The sequence below is a fragment of the Corallococcus terminator genome (assembly GCF_049194865.1).
GTDB lineage: Bacteria > Myxococcota > Myxococcia > Myxococcales > Myxococcaceae > Myxococcus > Myxococcus terminator_A.
Genome location: NZ_JBLZWL010000003.1, coordinates 65,076 through 85,571, shown reverse-complemented (window position 1 = coordinate 85,571; position 20,496 = coordinate 65,076). Strand labels below are relative to the sequence as shown.

12 protein-coding genes are annotated in these 20,496 nt (G+C 66.9%); 6 read left to right on the top strand and 6 right to left on the bottom strand.

The genetic code is table 11. The annotated features are described in order from the left end of the window. The first annotated feature begins 128 nt into the window (after positions 1-128). Entirely contained in the window at positions 129-644 is a 516-nt protein-coding gene (locus ACN469_RS04405; RefSeq protein ID WP_498764436.1) for a hypothetical protein, read from the top strand. Between the two features lie 261 nt (positions 645-905). Here the strand turns inward: ACN469_RS04405 and ACN469_RS04400 are convergent, their stop codons facing one another. From ACN469_RS04400 to ACN469_RS04375, 6 genes are all read right to left on the bottom strand, one after another. Continuing rightward, the gene (locus ACN469_RS04400; protein WP_498764434.1) at positions 906-4,244 is read right to left on the bottom strand and encodes a putative Ig domain-containing protein; all 3,339 of its coding nucleotides are present in this window, start codon (positions 4,242-4,244) and stop codon (positions 906-908) included. Positions 4,245-4,406: 162 nt separating this feature from the next. Then, positions 4,407-7,301 (bottom strand): lipoprotein TP_1001-related protein, encoded by a 2,895-nt coding sequence (locus tag ACN469_RS04395; RefSeq protein WP_498764432.1) that lies wholly within the window; start codon positions 7,299-7,301, stop codon positions 4,407-4,409. Between the two features lie 123 nt (positions 7,302-7,424). Further along, entirely contained in the window at positions 7,425-8,843 is a 1,419-nt protein-coding gene (locus ACN469_RS04390; protein ID WP_498764430.1) for an IgA Peptidase M64, read from the bottom strand. A 69-nt stretch (positions 8,844-8,912) separates the two neighbouring features. Further along, on the bottom strand, positions 8,913-10,439 hold the full coding sequence (locus tag ACN469_RS04385; RefSeq protein ID WP_498764428.1) for a PEGA domain-containing protein: 1,527 nt from the start codon (positions 10,437-10,439) through the stop codon (positions 8,913-8,915). 134 nt (positions 10,440-10,573) lie between these two features. Next, positions 10,574-12,313, bottom strand: a complete 1,740-nt coding sequence (locus ACN469_RS04380; protein WP_498764426.1) for an Ig-like domain-containing protein — start codon at positions 12,311-12,313, stop codon at positions 10,574-10,576. 262 nt (positions 12,314-12,575) lie between these two features. After that, positions 12,576-14,309 carry an Ig-like domain-containing protein gene (locus ACN469_RS04375; protein ID WP_498764424.1) on the bottom strand — a complete coding sequence of 578 codons (1,734 nt, stop codon included), beginning with the start codon at positions 14,307-14,309 and terminating at the stop codon, positions 12,576-12,578. A gap of 368 nt (positions 14,310-14,677) precedes the next feature. Here ACN469_RS04375 and ACN469_RS04370 point away from each other — a divergent pair, with 368 nt between their 5' ends. From ACN469_RS04370 to ACN469_RS04350, 5 genes are all read left to right on the top strand, one after another. Next, the gene (locus ACN469_RS04370; protein ID WP_498764422.1) at positions 14,678-15,682 is read left to right on the top strand and encodes an SDR family NAD(P)-dependent oxidoreductase; all 1,005 of its coding nucleotides are present in this window, start codon (positions 14,678-14,680) and stop codon (positions 15,680-15,682) included. Positions 15,683-15,763: 81 nt separating this feature from the next. Further along, positions 15,764-16,768, top strand: a complete 1,005-nt coding sequence (locus ACN469_RS04365) for a diacylglycerol/lipid kinase family protein (protein WP_498764421.1) — start codon at positions 15,764-15,766, stop codon at positions 16,766-16,768. 53 nt (positions 16,769-16,821) lie between these two features. Beyond that, entirely contained in the window at positions 16,822-17,511 is a 690-nt protein-coding gene (locus ACN469_RS04360; RefSeq protein WP_498764419.1) for an NUDIX hydrolase, read from the top strand. A gap of 273 nt (positions 17,512-17,784) precedes the next feature. Then, complete coding sequence (locus ACN469_RS04355) at positions 17,785-18,588, top strand: protein phosphatase 2C domain-containing protein (RefSeq protein WP_498764417.1); 804 nt, start codon at positions 17,785-17,787, stop codon at positions 18,586-18,588. A gap of 4 nt (positions 18,589-18,592) precedes the next feature. Further along, positions 18,593-20,467 carry a hypothetical protein gene (locus tag ACN469_RS04350; protein ID WP_498764416.1) on the top strand — a complete coding sequence of 625 codons (1,875 nt, stop codon included), beginning with the start codon at positions 18,593-18,595 and terminating at the stop codon, positions 20,465-20,467. The last annotated feature ends 29 nt before the right edge of the window (positions 20,468-20,496 follow it).

Here is a 20,496-nt window from a genome sequence, read left to right as displayed (position 1 = left end):
CTGTCTGGAGCGTTCGCATGTTGACGGGGAGGTGAGCGGGCGGGGCGTGTCGAGCCCGGGCCTACTAGCACTGACGCGCATGCGGAATCACGGGGGAGACGATGGGCCGCACACGCCAAGGAGGGTGGTTGGCGCTGGCGCTCGCGGCGGGCGTGCTGGGGAGCGGCTGCGAGCGACAAGAGGACAAGGTGACGACGCAGGGTCCGTCGGCGGACGACCGTGAGGTGCGCTCGGCCTTGTTTCGAGACCTGGTCGCCTCGCGCGAGCGCGCGCCGGACCCCGAGGCGCTGAAAGGTCCGGACGAGCAGGGCCTCCCGGGGCGGGGCGGCTCCGGAAGACCCGAGCCCACGGGGAGCGTGTCGGGGAACGTGGAGTGGGTGGGTGACAACGAGCTGCTCATCCGCGACTCGGGCGGACAGGAGCGAGACGTCGAGGTGACGCCGGACACGCTGCTGCGCCTGAACGGGAAGCCGGTGGGGCTGGCCTCGATGCGCGAGGGAGACTCTGTCGAAGTGTCGTACGACGACGGCCCCGGAGGTTGGGTGGCGCGACAGGTCGACGTGGTGGTTCCCCAGGCACCAAAGCTTCCGACGGAGCGCGAGGTCCGAGCGCGTGAGAGCAACGAACCTCCGACGCGTCCGTGAGCATCCTCCCCAGGCCCCGAGGCTTCCCACGAAGCGTGAGAGCAACGAACCTCCGACGCGTCCGTGAGCATCCTCCCTTGACCCCGAGGCTCCCACGGAGCGTAAGAGCAGCGAGCCCTCGACGCGTCCGTGAGTCTCCATCCGCGCGCGAGGGCGGAGCCAAAAAGTGTCCGCACCGCGCGCGGCAATCCAGGTGAGTTGTACGAGTCGCCCGCGAGCGTCAGCCCACCGTGCGAAGTGCGGGGTGGGCGGGGCCTCGAGTCAGAACGCGTTGCCGTTCGCGCGACGGCCCGGCGACGAGCCGAGGCTGGGATTGAGCGTGGTGTGGAGGACGAAGTCCGTGCCGGGGAACGCGTCAGGTGAGCGATTGAGAGACACGTTGTCCACGGTGCCCGTATAGGTCATCACATCCACGAGCGCGCCCGCCGAGTCGCGAAGGCTCACGCCATCACCACCGTTGTTGAGACCCAGTTGTCCCGTGGACGCGGGCACGGTGTTGGGTGTGCCAGCAGGGAAGCCTCGGGGGCCGCCGAAGACGACGTACGCGCGGCCCGGGGGGACGAGTGTCCCGGTGGCGAAGGTGTGGCGCATCACGTTGGAGTCCCACAGCGACCAGTTGGACAGGTCCGCGGTGGAGCCGCCGGTGTTGATGACCTCGACGAACTCGTATTCGGTGTCGGCCATGGTGCCTCCGTCGGGACTGGGGAAGGCGGGCTCGTTGGCGAGCAACTCGTTGATGAGCATCGCGGGAGGTGTCTGGGTTCCTCCGTCGGTGTTTCCACCGCCTCCGCCAAAGTCATAGCGGCTGACGACAGGGTAATGGTCGCTGACGATGTTGTTGTAGTTGGGAATCCCCGTGTCGGGGCGCACGACGCGGACGGAGTTGGGGACGTAGACGGCGGCGACCTCGTCGCTGACGAGCGTGTGGTCGATGGCGTCGGGGTATTCGGTGGTGGTGCGCTCGGAGCGCTCCGACAGGACCTTGGTGATGAAGGTGTAGTGCGTGGGGTCGTCGAGGAAGTTCTGGAAGGGCGTGGGCAGGTACACGCCTCCGCTGAAAGTGATGGAGCGGTCGACGTCGTCATTCCAGTCGCCCAGGACGAACACTCGCGCGGTGGGCAGCGCATCGAGATACGCCTTGAGCGCGGTGCTGGCCTCCTGCCTTCGCGTATGGGAATCCACGTCGGCGAAGGCCTTCATGTGCAGGACGATGACGATGATGGGGGCCGACGCGCCGTTGATGACGGTGGTGAAGTCGACGCGCAGGGGAGGGCGACCTCCGAAGGCGTAGTCGTTCGCGGTGAGGATGAGCTCCGCGTGTTGGAAGGCGAGGCTGCTGTCGTAGAGGATGCCGGGCTTCTGCTCGTTGAAGGAGTACCAGGAGCTGGCGTTGGAGACGTAGGACCAGTCGTTGGCGAGGAAGCCGTCGTACTGGGGGAGCTGGGCCTTGAGGACCTCGAAGTCCGCGCTGTCCACCATCTCGACGAGGCCCCACACATTGGCGCCCGTGTTCGTGAGGATGTCGCCCGCGTGAGCGAGCTGCAGGTCATCGAGCGAGCCTCCGGGTGACGTGGAGGCGGGCGGTCCCTGGGTGTCCGCGCCGAACCACTCGATGTTCCACTGGCCCACGGTGAGCACCTGTCCCGAGCCGCTGACGGTGAGCGACAGCGAGCGCGAAGCGGAGGTGCCCTTGGCGTCCTGCACGACGGTGCTGAAGGACCGGGTGCCCTGGACGGTGGGGGTGCCGGAGATGACGCCGCTCGTGGAGAGGGACAGACCGGTGGGCAGTGAGCCCACGTGGCTCCAGGTCATGGGCGCACGGCCGTCGCTCGCGGCGAGGGTGGCGGAGTAGGGCTGTCCGGAGACGGCGTTGGGCAGGGTGGCCGTCGTCACCGAGGGTGGCACGTAGACGGGGAGGGACAGGGCACGTTCCGCGACGCGGCCGTTGGTGTCGGAGGCGCGCACGGTGAAGGTGCTGGTGCCGGAGGTGGCGGTGCCGCTCACCGTGCCGGAGTTGGAGAGGGAAAGGCCTGTGGGCAGCGAGCCCGAGATGACGCTCCAGGAGAAGGGCGTCTTGCCACCGGAGACGAACAGAGTGGTGGCGGGGTAGGGCTCGCCAGTGTCGGCCTCGGGGAGGGTGCTCGTGGTGATGGAAGGGAGCGAGAAGATGCTGAGGGCGAGCGGGCGAAGGGCGACGCGGCCGTTGGAGTCGGTGGCTCGGACCTGGAGGGAGAAGGGGCCGGGAATGGAGGGCGTGCCGGTGAGGCGGCCGTCGCTGGAGAGCGTGAGGCCGGAGGGCAGGGTGCTGGGGGTGTCGAAGGTGTAGGGCGGCTTTCCACCGGAGGCTCCGTAGACCGCGCTCACGGGGACGGTGACGTAGCCATCGAGCGAGGTGGCCGCGCCAGTGACGACAGGCAGCGAGTAGACGGAGAGCGTGACGGCACGGGTGCTGGTGCGGCTGGCGCTGTCGGTGACGCGAAGGGTGAGGTTGTGCGTCCCCACGCTGGAGCCGAGGGTGCCGGAGAGGATGCCCGTGCTCGGAGCAAGGGAGAGGCCCGAGGGCAGGGTGCCGCTGGCAACGGACCAGGTGAAGGGAGCGCGTCCTCCCGAGGCGGTGAGGGACGCGGTGTACGCGGTGGTGGCGTAGCCGTCGCCGAGGGTGCTGGTGATGGAGGGTGGGGCGTAGACGATGAGCGCGAGGGTGCGTTGGTCGGTGCGTCCGTACTCGTCGGAGACGCGGACGGTGATGGACGCGGTGCCGCTGAAGGAGGGTGTACCGCTCAGCGTGCCCTGGGAAGAGAGCGTGAGTCCGGGAGGCGGGGCACCGGAGACGAGCGTCCAGGTGAGAGAGCCACGACCGCCCGTGGCGCTGAGCACGTGCTGGTAGGGAGCGCTCAGCGTCGCATCGGAGAGCAACAGGGTGGTGATGGAGGGCAGGGCGGCGACGGTGAAGGTGATGGAGCGCGTGGTGGTGCGGCCATTGGCGTCGCGAGCCAAGAGCTCGAAGGTGAAGGTGCCGTCCTGGGTGGGCTGTCCGTGGAGAAGTCCCTCGGGAGCGAGCGTGAGGCCTGGGGGAAGCGGGCCCGGCGTGGTGAAGACGAAGGGTGTCTTGCCTCCCGAAGACTCGAGTGCGCGAGCGATGTTGTCGCGGACGTAGACGAGCTGAGGGCTCACGGGAGCAAGCGTGGGAGGCAGGTAGATGGTGAGTGAAAGCTCACGAGTGGCGCTAGCGCCCTGTGCGTCGGTAGCGCGGAGGCTGAACGTGGATGCGCCACCAGCGGAGGGGGTGCCCTCGATGCGGCCGGAGTCGACGAGGGTGAGCCCGGGAGGCAGGGCGCCGTTGACGAGGGTCCAAGCGTAGGGGGGCGAGCCACCGGAGACCGCGAGGGGCGCGGAGTACGAGTCACCGACGTAGGCCTCGGAGAGGGTGGAGGTCTCGAAGGTGAGCGAGGTATGGCCGCCGTCGGTGGGAGTCGGACCGGCGTCGATGGGAGTCGGACCCGCGTCCTGTTCAGGCAGCAGGGGCGTGGTGGGCTTGGAGCCGGGACATGCGGTGAGGCTGAGGGCGAAGAGCAGCGCCAGGGCGCGGCGGAACCGCATGGAGACTCCAGAACGGTAGGAGCCGAGGCCCCAGGTGAGAGCGGGCACTGTAGTCCGTGGCGCTGACGACGGCTCAAGCGCGCGTCAGGTGATGCGGCCAAGAAAAAGGCCGCGGCCCCCGAAGGGACCGCGGCCAGGATGTCTCAGTAAGACCGGGTCAGACTACGGGTTCGCAACACCCCACGACTGAGTACCCACGGCCCAGTCCGCCGCCGTGTTGTTGTCCGTCGCGCTGACGCGGCGAATGGTGTCCGTCGCCGGCGTCACAGCGGCTGCCGTCGACGGGATGGCGCTCCAGTCGGCCGAGACCTGTCCCGCCGTCGGAGTCGAGGTTGTCGTGCAGGGCGCGCCGCCGCAGTCCGCGGGCAGCCACTGACCAACGGCCTGGATGGCCTGCAGATTGGCGGGGAACACGGCGGGAGGAGCAGTGTTACGCGCAAACGAGACCGCGTCCTGAATCGTTCCGGCAGCATCCTTGACCAGCAGGATACGGCTGGAGAAGGTGATGCCCGTCGCGCCGCCCTTGAAGTCCCAGGCGTTGTCGTAGTTGGCGGCCACGGTAGTCTTGGGGAACTGGTCCTTGGCGGTGGTCTCGCCTTGGTACGCGGTAGCCTCATTGATGTGGACGACAATGAGATCCCCCTGCGCGACGTTGACGTCGGGGAACGTCAGAAGAACCACGGCCGAATTGACGTCCTGCTGGAGCACCAAGCCATCCGTGGTGCCCGCCGTAAGAACCTGGAGCTCGACCAGGTCCATGCTGTTCGCCATGTTCGGTTGAACCTCGGTGATTCGCACCACAGCGGCGGTGCGGAATCCCTTGAACTCATCCGTGTTGTTCGGCGCCACCACGGAACCACCGACCGTGTCCTTTACCGTGTCCGCGACGGTGACGGTGTACGAGGTGCCCGCCGTCTGGGTGGACGTGGTCAGGACGACCTGCTTGCCAGTCACCTGCGCGGCGGTGACCGTGAGCCCCTCCGTGAAGGTGAATTGGCTTGCCAGGTTGGTGAGGCTCGCGTCGGAGATGTTGCGGTCGAACGTCAGGGTCACGGTGGTCAGCGAGGACGCCGCAGCGCTCAGCAGCTTGGGCGCCACGCAGCTCAGGGTGAGGTCAGCCGCCGTGGACGCGGAGGGCTGCGCAGCGGCATCAAACCGCCACATGGGGCCCACGAAGGTGAACGTACAACCCTGGACGATGTCCAGCGTCTGCCCCAAGGCAATGGGCATCCGAAGCCGGAAATTGTTGTTGGCAGCGGTCATGCCCGTGGTCGTGAACTGGAAGCCGGTGAACCCAGCTCCAACGCCACCGCCACTGTTGGCGATGGTGCCACTGATGGAGACGATCTCGCTCTCGTAGTTCCCCAATGCCGTCACGAGATCGTTTGCGCCAGAGACATTCACGGCGAGACCCGCGGGGGTCTGGGTTGCCAGGTTCTTCACCGGGTGCCCCTGACTGATGCGAGAGAAGTCGGAGACGGCTGTCACGGTCTTCTGAAGGTTCGGTTCCGCCTTCGCCGTGGCGGTCAGGTTCACGCGGTCACCCACAGCGACCTGCGCCAGAGCCGTCGAGTCGGAGACGAACACCGCGGGGCCATTGGGTTCGGCCTGGATGAAGAAGCCCACGGGCTCGGTAGCAGCCTGACCCGGGGCGGCGGACTTGATGGCCGTGACGAACGCACCGGTCACTGCCTGATTGATGGTTCCAGGGGCGGCCGTCAGGATGTTCTGAATCTGCGCGCTGGTGTCCGTTGGCGTAGGGCCAAAGGTCTCGCACGCGAACGTCGTGGTGTTGCACACCTGGGTGATGCCGCAGTTCGCGTTCGTAAGACACTGCACGCATGCCGTCCTGTTGTTGCAGATGGGCTTGCTGGGGTCTGCGTTGGCGCACTCGGAATTCGTCAGGCAGACCTCGCACTGACCGCGACCGTTGTTGGCCACGGGGTCGCAGAAGTCACGCGCGCTGTCCGGCACCGCCGCACACTGAGTATTGTCCGAGCAGCCACACAGGAAGTTGGCATTGCAAACCGGCTTGGTCGCATCGCAATGGGCAGTGTCGGACGGGGTGCACTCGACGCATGCCGTCGGCGTGGTATCCGTGCGGCAGACCGGCGTCTCCGGAGCGCACGACGCGTTGTCCGCGCAGCCTTCGCAAGCCGTGCCCGTGGCGTTGCACGTCTGCTCACCCTGGCAACCCTCGGTGGTGTTGCAGACCTTGCACTCGCCAGCGCCGTTGTTTCCCGTCGGGTCGCAGATGTTGGTGGGCGAAGAGCATCCCAGGTCGGGGCTCGTCTGCGAGTCGACGCAGACCTTGCACGCTCCCCCGCCGTTGTTCGCCGAGGAATCGCAGATGGGAGCCGTGGCCGAGCAGCCGACGTCCTGGCCCGTGCCCGTGGCGGAATCGACGCATGCCTTGCACGCGCCCGCACCGCTGTTGGCGGCCGGATCGCAGACCGGCGCGGTGGGCGAGCAGCCGTTGTCCTGGGCGTTGCCCAGCGCTGAATCCGTGCAGGCCTTGCAAACGCCCACGCCGTTGCTGGCGGCAGTATCGCAAACCGGCGCTGCCGCGGAGCATCCCAGGTCCTGCGCGCCACCCTGTGCTGTGTCACGGCACGCAGTGCACAGGCCCTTGCCGCCGGCACCCGTGGTGTCGCAGACAGGAGCAGCAGCCGAGCAACCCTCGTCCTGGTTGGTGCCCGTGGCGGAATCGCGGCAGGTCTTGCACACGCCCGTGCCGGAGCTGACGTCGCACAGCTCGCCTGCGGCGCACGCCGGGTTGCAGGTCACGCCCGCGTCAGGCGTGCCCGAATCAGGCGTGCCCGAATCAGGCGTGCCCGAATCAGGCGTGCCCGAATCAGGCGTGCCCGAGTCCGGCGTCGGAATGTTGATGGCGGCCTGCTCACAGGTCCCGTCATTACAGGTCCACTCCTTGCCCGGATCTGGCTGGCCATTGTCGGCGCGACAGTCGAACTGGTCGACGCACTCATCTCCACAGCCCGTGCCCAGCGTGACGAGCACGGCGGTCATGAGCGCTGCAAGCCAATTTCGCTTCTGCATGCGGTCCCCTCCAGGGATGCAGGTAGTAACTCGCCCCCCTTACACCTGAACCTGGAGAGGGTCCATTGCGGGGCCCCCGTGACACCGCTATGTCACGCAGGAATCCCTTGAAATGTCAGGTTTTCACGGAGTCTTGCGGGATGCCTGGGGTTTCGGACCCGCGTACAAGTCGATGACCTGTGAAATCGCGTCCTGACACACCGCGCAGAAGGGCACGCGGTCCCGAGTAAACATCACGCAGTCGAGCTGGGGTCTGTAATACCCCCGGGCCTCGTAGTTGGCCCCTTCGAAGGCCCCGACCTTGTTCGAGTATTTCTGCGAGGAAAGGAACTTCTCCTCCCAGTCGCGTTGCGCCACGAACAGAGAGTCCATCTCCGACTCCGGCTTGCGCTGGGCGCGGACCTGGCGGCGGCGCTTCTGCACGTCATTGGAGTGCGTCTCGTAGGCCTCCTTGCCCCAGGGCGTGGGAATGGGTGTGCCGGGCGTCACCAGGTGCTTCCACTTGAGCTGCTCCGGGTCCTTGAGCGCGGTGACGTTCTTCTCCCAGGGCTCCAGCCGGTCCGCGCTGGACACGTAGACGGACTCGGAGGTGTAGTACTCGTCGGCGAGTCCAGCGAAGTGATGGCCGAACTCGTGGACGAAGACGTAGGGCGCCCACAGGCTGTCGGCTGCCACGGTGCCGTAGAGGCCAAGGATGCCGCCGCCCCCGTAGGTGTTGCCGTTGGAGAGGATTTCGACGAACTCGTAGGGCGCGAAGGCAGACAGCTCGCGGAAGGCCTTGTTGTCGAAGGTCAGGATGTAGCGTTCGCTGCCGAAGGCGTCATAGGTGGTGCCCACGGGCGAGCGCCGGTGGATGCCGGTGGACGGCCGAGAGATTCCGGACTGCGCGGCGGCGGGCATCAGGCCCCAGACATTGAAGTCCGCCTTGCGCTCCTTGAAGGGAGAGAAGGTGAAGAGGATGTCCACCATGCGCCGGGCGTCCTTCTCGAACTTGGGGCGCTCCGCTTCGGTGTAGCCGTCTCCCAGGATGAGCAGATCCACCTTCTGTTCCGGCGGTCCGTTCTCCAGCAGCTTCAGCAGTGGGCCCGGAGCGGGTGGCGAGGACGGGTCCACGAACATGTCCTTCGGGTCCACGATGAGTGACCACACCTCTCGGAAGGCGTTCTGTGTGTCGCGCTTCTTGAGGAGCACCTGGACGGGGCGCTCCGGCGTGGGGAAGCGAAGCGACTCGTGGAACGTGCGGTGCTGGTTCTTCGCCTCGGTGGTGAGTTCCCACTCTCCGTAGATGGAGGCGAAGCCTCGGGAGAAGAGGACCTGGTTCGTGTCCCGGTCCCTCACCTCGAAGAGGTACTTGCCGAGGTTGGTGTCGTCGACCGCACGTGCCGCGTGTCCCGGCCAGGGCAGCGGCTCGAGGACCACCCGATCGAGGCTGAAGCGTTCCTCGGTGGCATTTCCGGTGTGGAAGTAATCCACCCGGAGGGTGCGAGGGGCCGCGGCGGAAGCGCTCGTGGCCAAGAGCAGGGCAAGAAGGGCACGCGTCATGCGCGGCACTCTATGCGGTGGCGAGGGTGTCGGCGCGGATGGTGAGCGACTCCCTAGGGGGCGTGGACGTCAGAAGGTGCCGGAGAGGCTGGCCGAGAACTCCTCGCCATTCGTGGCGACGCCCACCGAGACAGGCTGCGGTCCTTGGGGCGAGGGCGATAGGAGGAAGAGCACGGCCCCCGTGGTGACAGCGGCGCCTCCTCCGACGAGGAGTCCCGTGAGGAGATTGCTCTTCTGGACCAGGGAGTTCCGAAGCCGCAGCGCCTCTTGGTCCGAGGAGAGGATTCGACCGTTCTCCATCCGCTTCTCCAGGTCATCGACGTTCTTCTGTGCGAGGAACCGCACCACACCTGCCCCACCCAGTGCGGCCACGCCGGTGCCGAGAAGGACATAGGACGCCACGCGCAGTGCCGGTGTGGATCGGTCCGCCGAGTCCGCGACGCCGTCCGAGAGAAGGTCCGGAGCGCTGATGTCCATGCCGCTTCCATGCTGGGCGCCAGACTTGTCCGAGGTCACAGCCTGCTCCCAGGGAGCACGCCCATTGGCGTTCATCACCACGAGGCTGGAAGGAGACCGGCCCGTGGTCACGAAGTCGACCAGGGCGGAGAGTGCTTCCGAAGGGGCATCCAATCCCTGTGTCTTGAAGCCTCCTTCGCGAAGCTTCTGGCCGCCCTCGACATTGAGCACCGTGGCGGCGAACCACTTGGGGCCACTGCTGGGACGCTCCAGTCGCACGACGATGACCTCCTCGACGCCGAGCGTGCCGCCCAGTCGGACGGCGTGACTGAGGGTCTGCTCCATGCTGGCCTCGGGCACGGAGAGGCAGGGGAACGGCGTGGCGGAGACGGAGCCCTCATAAGCGAGGTCCACGAGCAGCGGCGTGTCAGCGCCCTGCGCCTGAATCTGCCGAGGGAAGCTGATGGCCTCGCCCTTCACCAGGGTGAGGTCATAGCTGCCCGCCAGCACGTCGAGCGTCAGCGGCGTCTGCCCCATCTTGATGCCGTCGAGATACACGTCCGAGGTGGGCAAGGTGGACTTCACCGAGAGCTTCACCTTGCGAGCGAGGTTCAGCTCACGTCGCAACTTGTCGAACCCCTGGCGCACCGAGGGGGCGAAGTAGTCCGGGTCGAGCTCGTAGGCGGGCTGGAGGCGCAACACGTGCCGGAATGCGGTGTCGCTCTCCTTCTGTCTTCCCATGGCCCGATAGTTCAGGCCGTGCAGGAGCTGAGCGTTCACGTAGAGCTTCCAGCGCGCATCGCCCACGGGCAGGCGGTTGATTTGCTGGAGTGCTTCGTCGATGGCCACGGCGGCTTTGCCGTTCCGGCTCTCGTAGAAGTGGTCCTGAGCGGAGTCGAGCTGCCGCTGGAGGTCCTCGTAGCTCTTGGTGGGCTGGGGGAACAGTCGTTCACTGAAACCAGACGCGCTCAGGACGTCCTGCTCCGGGCGTGACACGAGGGCACCGAGGAACGCGTTGGCCTGGCTGCCCAGCTCCGCGTCCTTGCAGTCTCCACTCGCGACGACCAGACGGCGAGGTGCCGCGAGCCCGAGTGTCGGAAGGATCGCGAGGAGGAGAACAACGATTCGAAAATCTGTCATCGGAGTGGTTTCGTAAGGTGAGCCCGCCCGGATATTCTGTGAGCGTGCATGGGCCATGGGAACGCTAGTAGTTGAGTCGGCGTATTCTCAGCTGCGGTTCGGAGGGTGGACGGTTGTTCGCCAAGACGCCGGGCTCATTCGTTGAATCGCTTGATGTGAATGTGTGTGTCGGACTGCGTCTGCTCAATCCAACTCAGGACCAGGCTGCCATCAGGTGTGGTCTGGAGAGAGGAGGGTATGACCGTGAGCGAACCTACCAAGGGGGCTGCATCTTCTAGAGAGTCCCAAGAGGTATGAGACCAGCGGCGCAGGTGAAGCTTTGTGCCGCCTTGAGGAACCGCTTCCTCCCATACAATGACGAGCCGCTCGTCCTTGTCGGTGATGATCGAAAAGTTCCGAATGGAGGCGGTTTCCGATGCCGGCTGGAAGACGCCAATGGCACCTCCAGTGGCGTCGGGGTCCAGCGAATAGCGATAAGTATGCAGGTCGTACGTCGTAGGGAGCCCACGCGGTGAGAGTCCTACAAGGTACAGGCTGTTGTTGGGCCCCGGGTGGGTGAGAATATATTTGCCTGGTTCTGTGTCGCGGTCGTCATCCATGGCCTGCCACTTCCCCTCGGAGTGGTAGTGAATCTTGATTTCCGTGGCAGCGGAAGTGCTTCCCTCCCCAAGCCACGCCACCACCGGGATGCCCGTCGAGGTGAAGTTCAGAGATAGATGCGGGTTGGGAGGGCCTGCGAGTGTGTCGGCCAGGCATGCCCCCACTGGGGTCCACTGGTGTTCGGTCAAGATGCTGACGCATACTTTCTGTTGGGTCGCGTTGTGTTCGACCCAGGCGATGGCGAGCTGGCCGGCCGGAGTCCACTGAAGAGTGGGGTGCAGTTTGACTGGCAGCCCTGTTCCTTCGGGGGTGGGGGATTCAAGTTGCTGCCAGACTCCAGTGGTCCATCGTCTGATGTGAATCAGGGACTTGTCATGAGTATAGGCGCTCACCCAGGCGACGACAGGGTTGCCTGTATCGTCCAGCAGGAGTGGAGGGCCTTCGTTGCTGCTCATGATGGCGCTGTCGATGTAGGTTCCGCCCCAGAACTCCCAATCAGTACCGCCCCATCGATTCAGCTGAGGTCTTCCCGAAGGATCCGTGTGAAGGGGCCACGTTGCGAGAAGTCTGCCGGATGAATCAATGCGGTGAATGCCTGTGTCGTGGAGTCCCAGGGGCAGGGAGACGTTAGTTGCTCCCCACGGAATCCAGTAGGGCAAGGCCCAATTCCATGCCTCCGAGGGGTTGCTCACTTCATTCCCCGCCAGATCCGTTACTGCCGAGGTGAGCGCAATCGCCGCCGAGGTCGGCGCCGAGATGGGTGTCCCCGGCACCACCGTCATCGTCTTCCCATCCCCCGACAGTGACACCGTCCGAACCACTTCCACGCCGCCCACGGTGAGTCGCACGGAGGCGCTCGTCACGGTGCTCGCCTTCATCGGCTCGGAGAACACGGCCTGGATGGGACTCTTCACCCACACGTCATCTGCCCCCGGCTCAGGAGACCGCGACACCACCTGCGGCGCCGTGCGGTCCACCACCACCACGCGCTCCTCCCCCGCGAACACCGTCTCCCCGAACACCACCCGTGCCCTCAACCGGTGCTCGCCCTCCGTCTCTCCCGTCGTGTCCCACGCATACGTGTACGGCGACTCCAGCACCGCCAGTACCTCACCGTCCCAGAGCAGCTCCACCCGGTCCGGACGGTGCCCCGTCACCTCCAGGCCGATGTCCAGGACCCCCTTCGTATAGGCCGTCGCCTCGGGCGTTCGGATGTGCACCTCGCCCTGGACGGGAGTGATGTCCGGCACTTGGATACAGGCCGGCGTGGACAAGAGGACGGCAGCCACCCAGGGCAGCAGGACAGGTCTTGGAGAGCTCATCGCGTGGCGTCAATGCAGTCCGTGTTCCACTGCCCGACCGACATTCGGCTGCCCAGCTCCGCGTCCTTGCAATCGCCACTCGCTACGACCAATCGCCGGGGGGCCGAGAATGAGGTGAAGGGAAGAACACAACTCAGGATGAACAATGCGGACCGCATGGCATTTCTCCTGGATGGTGTAATGGCAGAGCGCAGAGGTGAGGGCATGGCCGATTCTAGCGATTGGGGTGTGAGTGAACGACCAGCGTTCCACCGTCGGGGAGAGTGGTCACTACTTGGATGCCGTTGGTGTGTCGCGTAGGGGTAAAGGTCGAGAATTTCGCGGTCGGGATGGGGTGGGGTGCGGTCGAGCTGCTGGCGAAGTGAGACCACGACCCAGATACGCATTGCTCGATGTGGAAGACTGTTTCTAGCTGCTTCGCCCAGACCATCCACAACGTCCCATTGTCGTCGACCTCGAGGCGCGTCATCTCGGAATGACTATCCATGGTTGGCTCGAGCGGTGGGCAATAGATTTTCCACTCATTGCTCTCCCAGATGTATGAACGCGCCTGCGTGGAGCCGCTAGTCGCTTGAGCGAGCCCGGTCAGAATCGGGTTGCCTTCTGGGGAAATGAAGAGGCGTTGGCTCCAACCGAAAGAGGGGTTGACGGAAGGTTGAGCTCCACGAAGAGGCTTCCATGTGAAGCCATCCCACTGAATGATAGATGGTGCGGGTGTTCCGTCTGTCGACCCCGTCACCCACAAGAACAGAGATTGAGAGGGGCCGGACCTGATGTCGAGCGGGGAACTCGAAGTCATGCTGAGCGCCAAGTTGATACTGTCCCCCACTCCTTCCCATGCTGTGCCCGTCCAGCGGTAGACGTAGGTGTTTTTCTCGGCGTCGGAGAAGAATGCAACGAGTGGTTTTCCTGTCGCATCCAAATTCATGACTGGATAAAGACTGTCGGGGTGGGATGGGAGGATGCCTGTCGGTCCCCCTAAGTGGTTCCATTGGTTTTCCATCCAACGCGCGACGTAGATGCGCTCGGAATCGTTGCTGCCTTGTCCTTCATGCCAGGCAATGACTGGTGAGTCATCAAGAGGGTCGAATCTGAGGATTGGCTTGTCTGGCTCGAAGCTGCCTGTTCTTGCTTCCAGACCCCTCCCCAATTCCGTCCATTTGCTGCCAGTGTTGCTGTAGACTCGTAGTTGGGTGTGTGTCAGGAATTTTTCTGTTTGGATGATGATGGAGTTCCCTCTCTTGTCCGAGCCGAACCCAGAACGAGAGGAACCAATGCTCCCTGAATTCTTGGCGAAGACGGGACCAGCAGGCTCGAACAGCACGGTGGGGTGCTCCCAGTCCCACGGGCCTGCGGGAGCGTCCAAGGCATTCCCCGCCAGATCCGTCACTGCCGAGGTGAGCGCAATCGCCACCGCACTGGGAGCCAAGATGGGTGTTCCCGGCACCACCGTCATCGTCTTCCCGTCCCCCGACAGTGACACCGTCCGAACCACTTCCACGCCGCCCACGGTGAGTCGCACGGAGGCGCTCGTCACGGTGCCCACCTTCATCGACTCGGAGAACACGGCCTGGATGGGACTCTTCACCCACACGTCCTCTGCCCCCGGCTCCGGCGCCCGTGACACCACCTGTGGCGCCGTGCGGTCCACCACCACCACGCGCTCCTCCCCCTTGAACACCGTCTCGCCGAACACCACCCGCGCCCCCAATCGGTGCTCGCCCTCCGCCTCCCCCGCCGTGTCCCACGCATACGTGTACGGCGACTCCAGCACCGCCAGTACCTCCCCGTCCCGGAGCAGCTCCACCCGGTCCGGAGGGTGGCCCGTCACCTCCAGGCCGATGTCCAGGACCCCCTTCGTATAGGCCGTCGCCTCGGGCGTTCGGATGCGCACCTCGCCCTGGACGGGAGTGATGTCCGGCACTTGGATACAGGCCGGCGTGGACAAGAGAACGGCAGCCACCCAGGGCAGTAGGACAGGTCTTGGAGAGTTCATCGAGAGGCGTCAGTGCAGGCCGTGTTCCGTTTCCCGCCCGACATCCGTCTGCCCATAACAGCCCTCTCCCCCTTCCTCCAAACCACCCCAACTCCTTGCTTTCTGGCCCGGGCTCACCGGTGCAGAGGCGTTCCACTTCCGGTGCAAGCTCCAGGACTCCGTCCCGACGATGGACCCCCGTCCCGCGCTCCGGAACCGCTCTGCCGCCCGCTCTCCGGGGGAGCCCCCGGGGGCACGGGGCACCGCCCACCTTCATCCCCATCTTCGCCCAGGAGCCGGAGCCGCCAGTGCGCCGGCTCGCCCCACGGAGGCCAGGGAACATGAAGCGTGCATGGAAGAACCGCGTCGTCGTCATCACCGGAGCGTCCAGCGGCATCGGCCGCGCCACCGCGCTCGCCCTCGCCAAGAAGGGCGCCCACCTCGTGCTCGCCGCCCGCCGCGAGGAGCCTCTCGAGGACCTCTCCCGCGAATGCGTCTCCCTCGGCGTCCGCGCCGTCGCCGTCCCCACCGATGTCTCGGATTCCGCCTCCGTGCAGGCGCTCGCCCAGGAGGCCGTGCGAGCCTTCGGCCGCTTCGACGCGTGGATCAACAACGCGGGCGTCTACCTCATGGGCAGCCTCGAGGAGACCCCCGATGACGCCTTCCGCCAGCTCATGGAGACCAACTTCTTCGGCACCGTCAGCGGCACCCGCGCCGCCGTGACGCAGTTCCGCCGCCAGGGGTACGGCACCCTCGTCAATGTCTCCTCGTCCTTCGGCTCCGTCACCGCGCCCTATGTCAGCGCCTACGTCGCCTCCAAACACGCCGTGCGAGGCTTCACCGCCTCCGTCCGCCAGGAACTCCTCGATACCGGCATCCACGTCTGCACCGTGATGCCCGCCGCCATCGACACGCCCCTGTGGCACCACACCGCCAACTACACCGGCTGGCGCGTGCGCCCCGTCGAACCCGTCTACACCCCCGAGCGCGTCGCCCGCGCCATCCTCCGCGTCCTGCGCCAACCCCGCCCCGAAGTCCTGGTCGGCCCCGCCGCCCGCGCCTTCGCCGCCATGCACGGCCTGATGCCTCGCACCTTCGAGCGCACCATGCACGGCGCCACCGAGGCCCTTCACTTCGAGGACGAACGCCAGGGCGCCACCTCCGGCAGCCTCTTCCACCCCATGTCCGAGGGCACCGCCACGTCCGGCGGCTATCACTCCCGAAGCAAGCAAGCCCTGCGCCGCCTGCTCCTGGCTGGGGGACTGGTCGCCACGGCCGCACTCTTGAGGCGGAGGGAGGTTCGGGGGCGGCTTGGAGCGCGTGTCGCCCACGCACTCGGGGTGTGAGACGCACATTGTCGTCACGGGCCAGGTCCATCGCGGGCCCGTGACCGGGCCATGACACGGCCCGGGGAAAGTCCCGCCGCCATGACCGACATCGCCGTCCTCGTCAATCTGCGCGCACGCCGGGGCTCCGAGGGAGTCGGCGGCCTGGTGCAGCGCTTCCTCCCGAAGGCTCGCTTGGCGCTCACCCGCTCGCTCGAAGAGGCCCGTTCCTGGATTTCCGAGCTGCGGCCCAACCCTCCCTCCCTGCTGCTGGCTGGCGGCGGCGACGGCACCATCACCGGATTGCTCAACGAGCTGCGCGCGGCGGGCGTGGCCCTGCCGGCCATCGGCGTGCTCCCCATGGGCACCGGCAACGCCTGGGCCCGCGTCACCGGCGCCCCCCGGCCCGCGGTGGCGCTCAAGCAGATCGCCGCCATGCGCGAAGTCCTGCCGCCCACGCGCCCCTTCTCCCTGGTGCGCGTGGAGGGCAAGGTGGCGCCCTTCGCCGGCACGGGCTGGGACGCGGAGATGATTCAGGACTTCAAGGATCAGCTCGCCTCCGCGGGTCCGCTGCGCAGCCAGCAGGCCGGCCTGCGCGGCTACCTCACCGCCATGTTCACCCGGACGGTGCCTCGGCACATGTTCGGCTCCGGCAACCCCCGGGTGTCCGTCTACAACGTGGGCGAGCCCGCCCTCACCGTGGACGCTCGCGGCAACGTGATTCCGGTGCCCAACGGAGAGAAGGGCGCGCTCCTGTACGAAGGGCCCGCGGGCGTGGCCGGCGCCGCCACGACGCCCGAGTGGGGCTTCGGCTTCAAGGCCTTCCCCTTCGCCCAGAGCGTGCCGCACCGGCTCTCCGTGCGCGTCTACGGCGGCGGGGTGATGGAGGCCACGCGCAACATGTTCAAGCTGTGGCGCGGCGAGCACCCGCTGCCGCACATGAATGACTGGTTCGTCCAGCGCCTGCGCATGGACTTCGACCGCGACGTGCCCTTCCAGATGGGCGGCGACGTCATCGGCCTGCGGCGCTCGGTGGAGTTCGACCTGGCCGAGGAGAGCGTCCAACTCGTCGACTGGCGCAAGCTGTCCCGCATGGTCGACGTGTAGCGGGCAGCGCCCTCGTTGACTCGGGTGTGCTCCGGACACTATGCCGGTGCGCCGTGAGCTACACCTACGAGTACCCGAGACCTTCGTTGACGGTGGACTGCGTCGTCTTCGGCCTGGACGACGATGACCTGAAGGTGCTGCTCATCCAGCGCGGGGTGGAGCCCTTCGAGGGCCGCTGGGCGCTGCCGGGTGGCTTCGTGAAGATGGACGAGTCGCTCGAGGCCGCCGCTCGGCGCGAGTTGGAGGAGGAGTCCGGCCTGCGTCCCGGGCACCTGGAGCAGCTCTTCACCTTCGGCGAGCCGGAGAGGGACCCTCGGGGCCGGGTCATCACCGTGGCGTACTTCGCGCTGGTGAAGCTCAGTGCCCACGTGCTGCGCGCCGCCACCGACGCCCGCGAGGCCGCGTGGTTCTCCGTCTGGGATACGCCCAAGCTGGCGTTCGACCACGCGGACATCCTCAACACCGCGCTCCAGCGCCTCAAGGGCAAGGTGCGCTACCAGCCCATCGGCTTCGAGCTGCTGCCGCCCAAGTTCACCCTCACCCAGCTCCAGCGCCTGTACGAAGTCGTGTTGGAGCGCGACCTCGACAAGCGCAACTTCCGCAAGAAAATCCTGGCCATGGACCTGCTGGAGGAGCTGGACGAGGTGGAGCAGGACGTCTCCCATCGCGCCGCGCGCCTCTACCGGTTCGACCACAAGAAGTACCGCCAGCTCGAGAAGGCCGGCTTCAACTTCGAGCTCTGACGCCCCGCTGTCCACCAGCTCACGGGAGGCCTGTCCTCCCGTCCGGTCCGCGATTGCGTTGACATAGTGTCGTTCAGACACTATGTTGGTGTCGTAGCTACACGAATCCGGAGCGAGGCTCCGCGGGACGCCGCCACCAGAGGAGAGGCGCGGCCCGTGGAGTCCCTCTTCGGGGCGTGGGAGGCCGCCGCTCTCGGGGAGCCCGGGGGACGAGGCGCGTCACCTTGCAGCACCTTCGCCGAGCCGAGCCCGTTCGCGGGCCACGGGAGAGCCATGTCCTCGCTGCCCTTCGATGTCGCCGCCGCCTCCGTGCAGGGCCGGGAGCACGCGAGGGCGGGGCGCAACAACCAGGATGCCTGGTGCGTGCGGGCCAGCGAGCACGGGCTGGTGGCGGTGGTGGCGGACGGCTGTGGAAGCCAGCCGTGCAGTGAGCTGGGCGCGCAGCTCGGCGTGCGGCGGGTGGCGCAGGCGGCGCTGGTGCGACTGGCGGAAGACGGGCGTGTGGATGAAGCCGGGTTCCTTCCCGGACTGAGGGAGGACGTGCTGTGTCTGCTGAGCGAGCTTCGGGGGGAGCTCGGCCGCGACACACTGGGGGACTTCCTCTTCACGGTGGTGGGCGCGGTGCTGACGCCCTCTCACACGCTCGTCTTCTCCGCGGGGGATGGGGTGTGGTGCCTCAACGGCGAGGTGCAGGTGCTGGGGCCCTTCCCGAACAACGCGCCGCCCTACCTCGCGTATGCCTTGTCGGGCGGAACCCAGACGCCGCTCGTCGCGCAGGCCCTGGTGCCGACGCGGGACGTGCATGCGCTGATGCTCGGGACGGATGGTGTCTCCGATTTAGCGAAGCTGGCGGAGGCGCGCCTTCCCGGGAGCGACGAGCGGGTGGGGGAGCTGTCGCGCTTCTGGACGGAGGACCGCTACTTCGCGAACCCGGATGCGCTGCGGCGCAGGCTGGCGATGCTCAACCGCGAGCACGCGCGCGCTGACTTCGAGGCGCGGCGACTGGAGCGCACGCCGGGCCTGCTCGCGGATGACACGACGATGGTGGTGCTCCGTCGCCGCATGGGGAGGGCGTGAGGCCATGGACCTCTGGCTCGAAGGCAAGAAGGTGCGGCTCAATCCCGCGAAGGCGCTGGGCAAGGGCGGCGAGGCGGATGTGTTCGACCTGGGCAAGGGCCGAGCGCTCAAGGTGTTCAAGCAGCCCGAGCACCCGGACTACACGGGGCTCGTCGTCGAACAGGCCGCCGCCCGGGTCCGCCTGGAGGAGCATCAGCGAAAGCTGCGCGCCTTCCCCACGGGCTTGCCGGGGCGGGTGGTGACGCCGCAGGCGCTCGCCACGGACCCGACAGGACAGAGGGTGCTGGGCTATGCGATGCGCAAGCTGGACGGCGTGGAGTCCCTGCGACGCTTCAGCGAGCCCTCGTTCCGCCGCGTCGGCGCCACGTCCGCGCGCGCGGTCGAGGTGCTGTGTGGGCTGCATCGGACGCTCGCCGGAGTGCATGCCTCGGGCGTGGTGGTGGGCGACTTCAACGATTTGAACGTGCTGGTGACGGGGACCGCGGACGCGCACCTCATCGACGCGGACAGCTTCCAGTTCGGAGGCTTCCTGTGCTCGGTGTTCACCGAGCGCTTCCTCGACCCGGTGCGCCTGGGCGGCGCGACGAGCCTCGTCCCGACGAAGCCCGCCTCGGATGCGAGTGATTGGTATGGCTTCACCGTGGCCGCGATGCAGACTCTCCTGTGCGTGGGGCCTCATGGCGGGGTGCACCGGGCGAAGTCTCCTGCGGCGCGGACGACTCCGGCGGGGCGGTTGCTCCAGCGCATCACCGTCTTCCATCCGGACGTGCAGTATCCGAAGCCCGCGCTCCCCCTGAGCACGCTGCCGGATGACGTGCTCCACCACCTGCACCGCGTCTTCGTGGAGGACCTGCGCGGTGTCTTCCCGTTGCAAATGCTGGAGGGCCTGCGCTTCACCGCGTGCGCATCGTGCGGCGTCGAACATGCACGGAGCGCCTGCCCCACCTGTCAGCCTCACGCGGTGGCGGCGAGCACGCCTGTCACCTCGGCCCGAGGTCAGGTGACGGCGACGCGCCTGTTCTCCACGCGCGGCGTCCTGGTGCACGCGAGCGTGGAGGAGGGCGTCCCGCGCTGGCTGTACCACGCGGATGGTGCCTATCGGCGCGAGGACGGACGCGTGACACTGCGCGGACCGCTGGACCCTTCCCTGCGATGGTCGCTGCAAGGGGAGGCGACGCTGGTGGCGCGCGACGGTGTGGTGGCGGTGCTCGTCCCGGAGCGCGCGCCCGAGCGCCTGAGCGTGGATGTCCCCGAGGGACGCCCGGCCTTCGCCGCCAATGCGAGGCATCGCTACTGGGCGGTGGGTGGCGGACTGTGGCGGGACGGCGCGCATGGCCAGGAGCGCATCGGCGACGTGCTGGAGGGACAGACGCGCCTGTTCGTGGGGCCCCGCTTCGGCCTGGGCTTCCACCGCGCGGGCGGACTGCGGGGCGCGTTCGTCTTCGATGCGGAGCGTCTGGGATTGCGAGACGGGCTCGTGTTGCCGTGGCCATCGGGACAGCTCGTGGACGCGGACTGTGTCTTCGACGGGGCGCTCGCGTGGCTGTTCCTCGCGGAGGAGACGGCGGGGCGCACGCGGCACCACTGCGTGGTGGTGGGCTCGGACGGCGTGGTGCGCGCGAGCGACGTGGCCGAGGCGGGAGATGGCTCGTGGCTGGGCGGCGCGTTCCGGAGCGGACGGTGCGCGGTGGGGGAGGCGCTGTTCTGTGCGACGGACGTGGGCCTCACCCGCGTGGAGTCGCGCAACGGCCGGCTGGAGGCCGTGCGTGAGTTTCCGGATGCCGAGCCCTTCGCGGACTCGGGTTGTCAGCTCCTGCTGACTCGGCAGGGGTTGTTGGTGGTGGGCAGACAGGACCTCACCACGCTGCGGATGGCGTGAGCGGACACATTGAGTTCTTCACAAGGGGG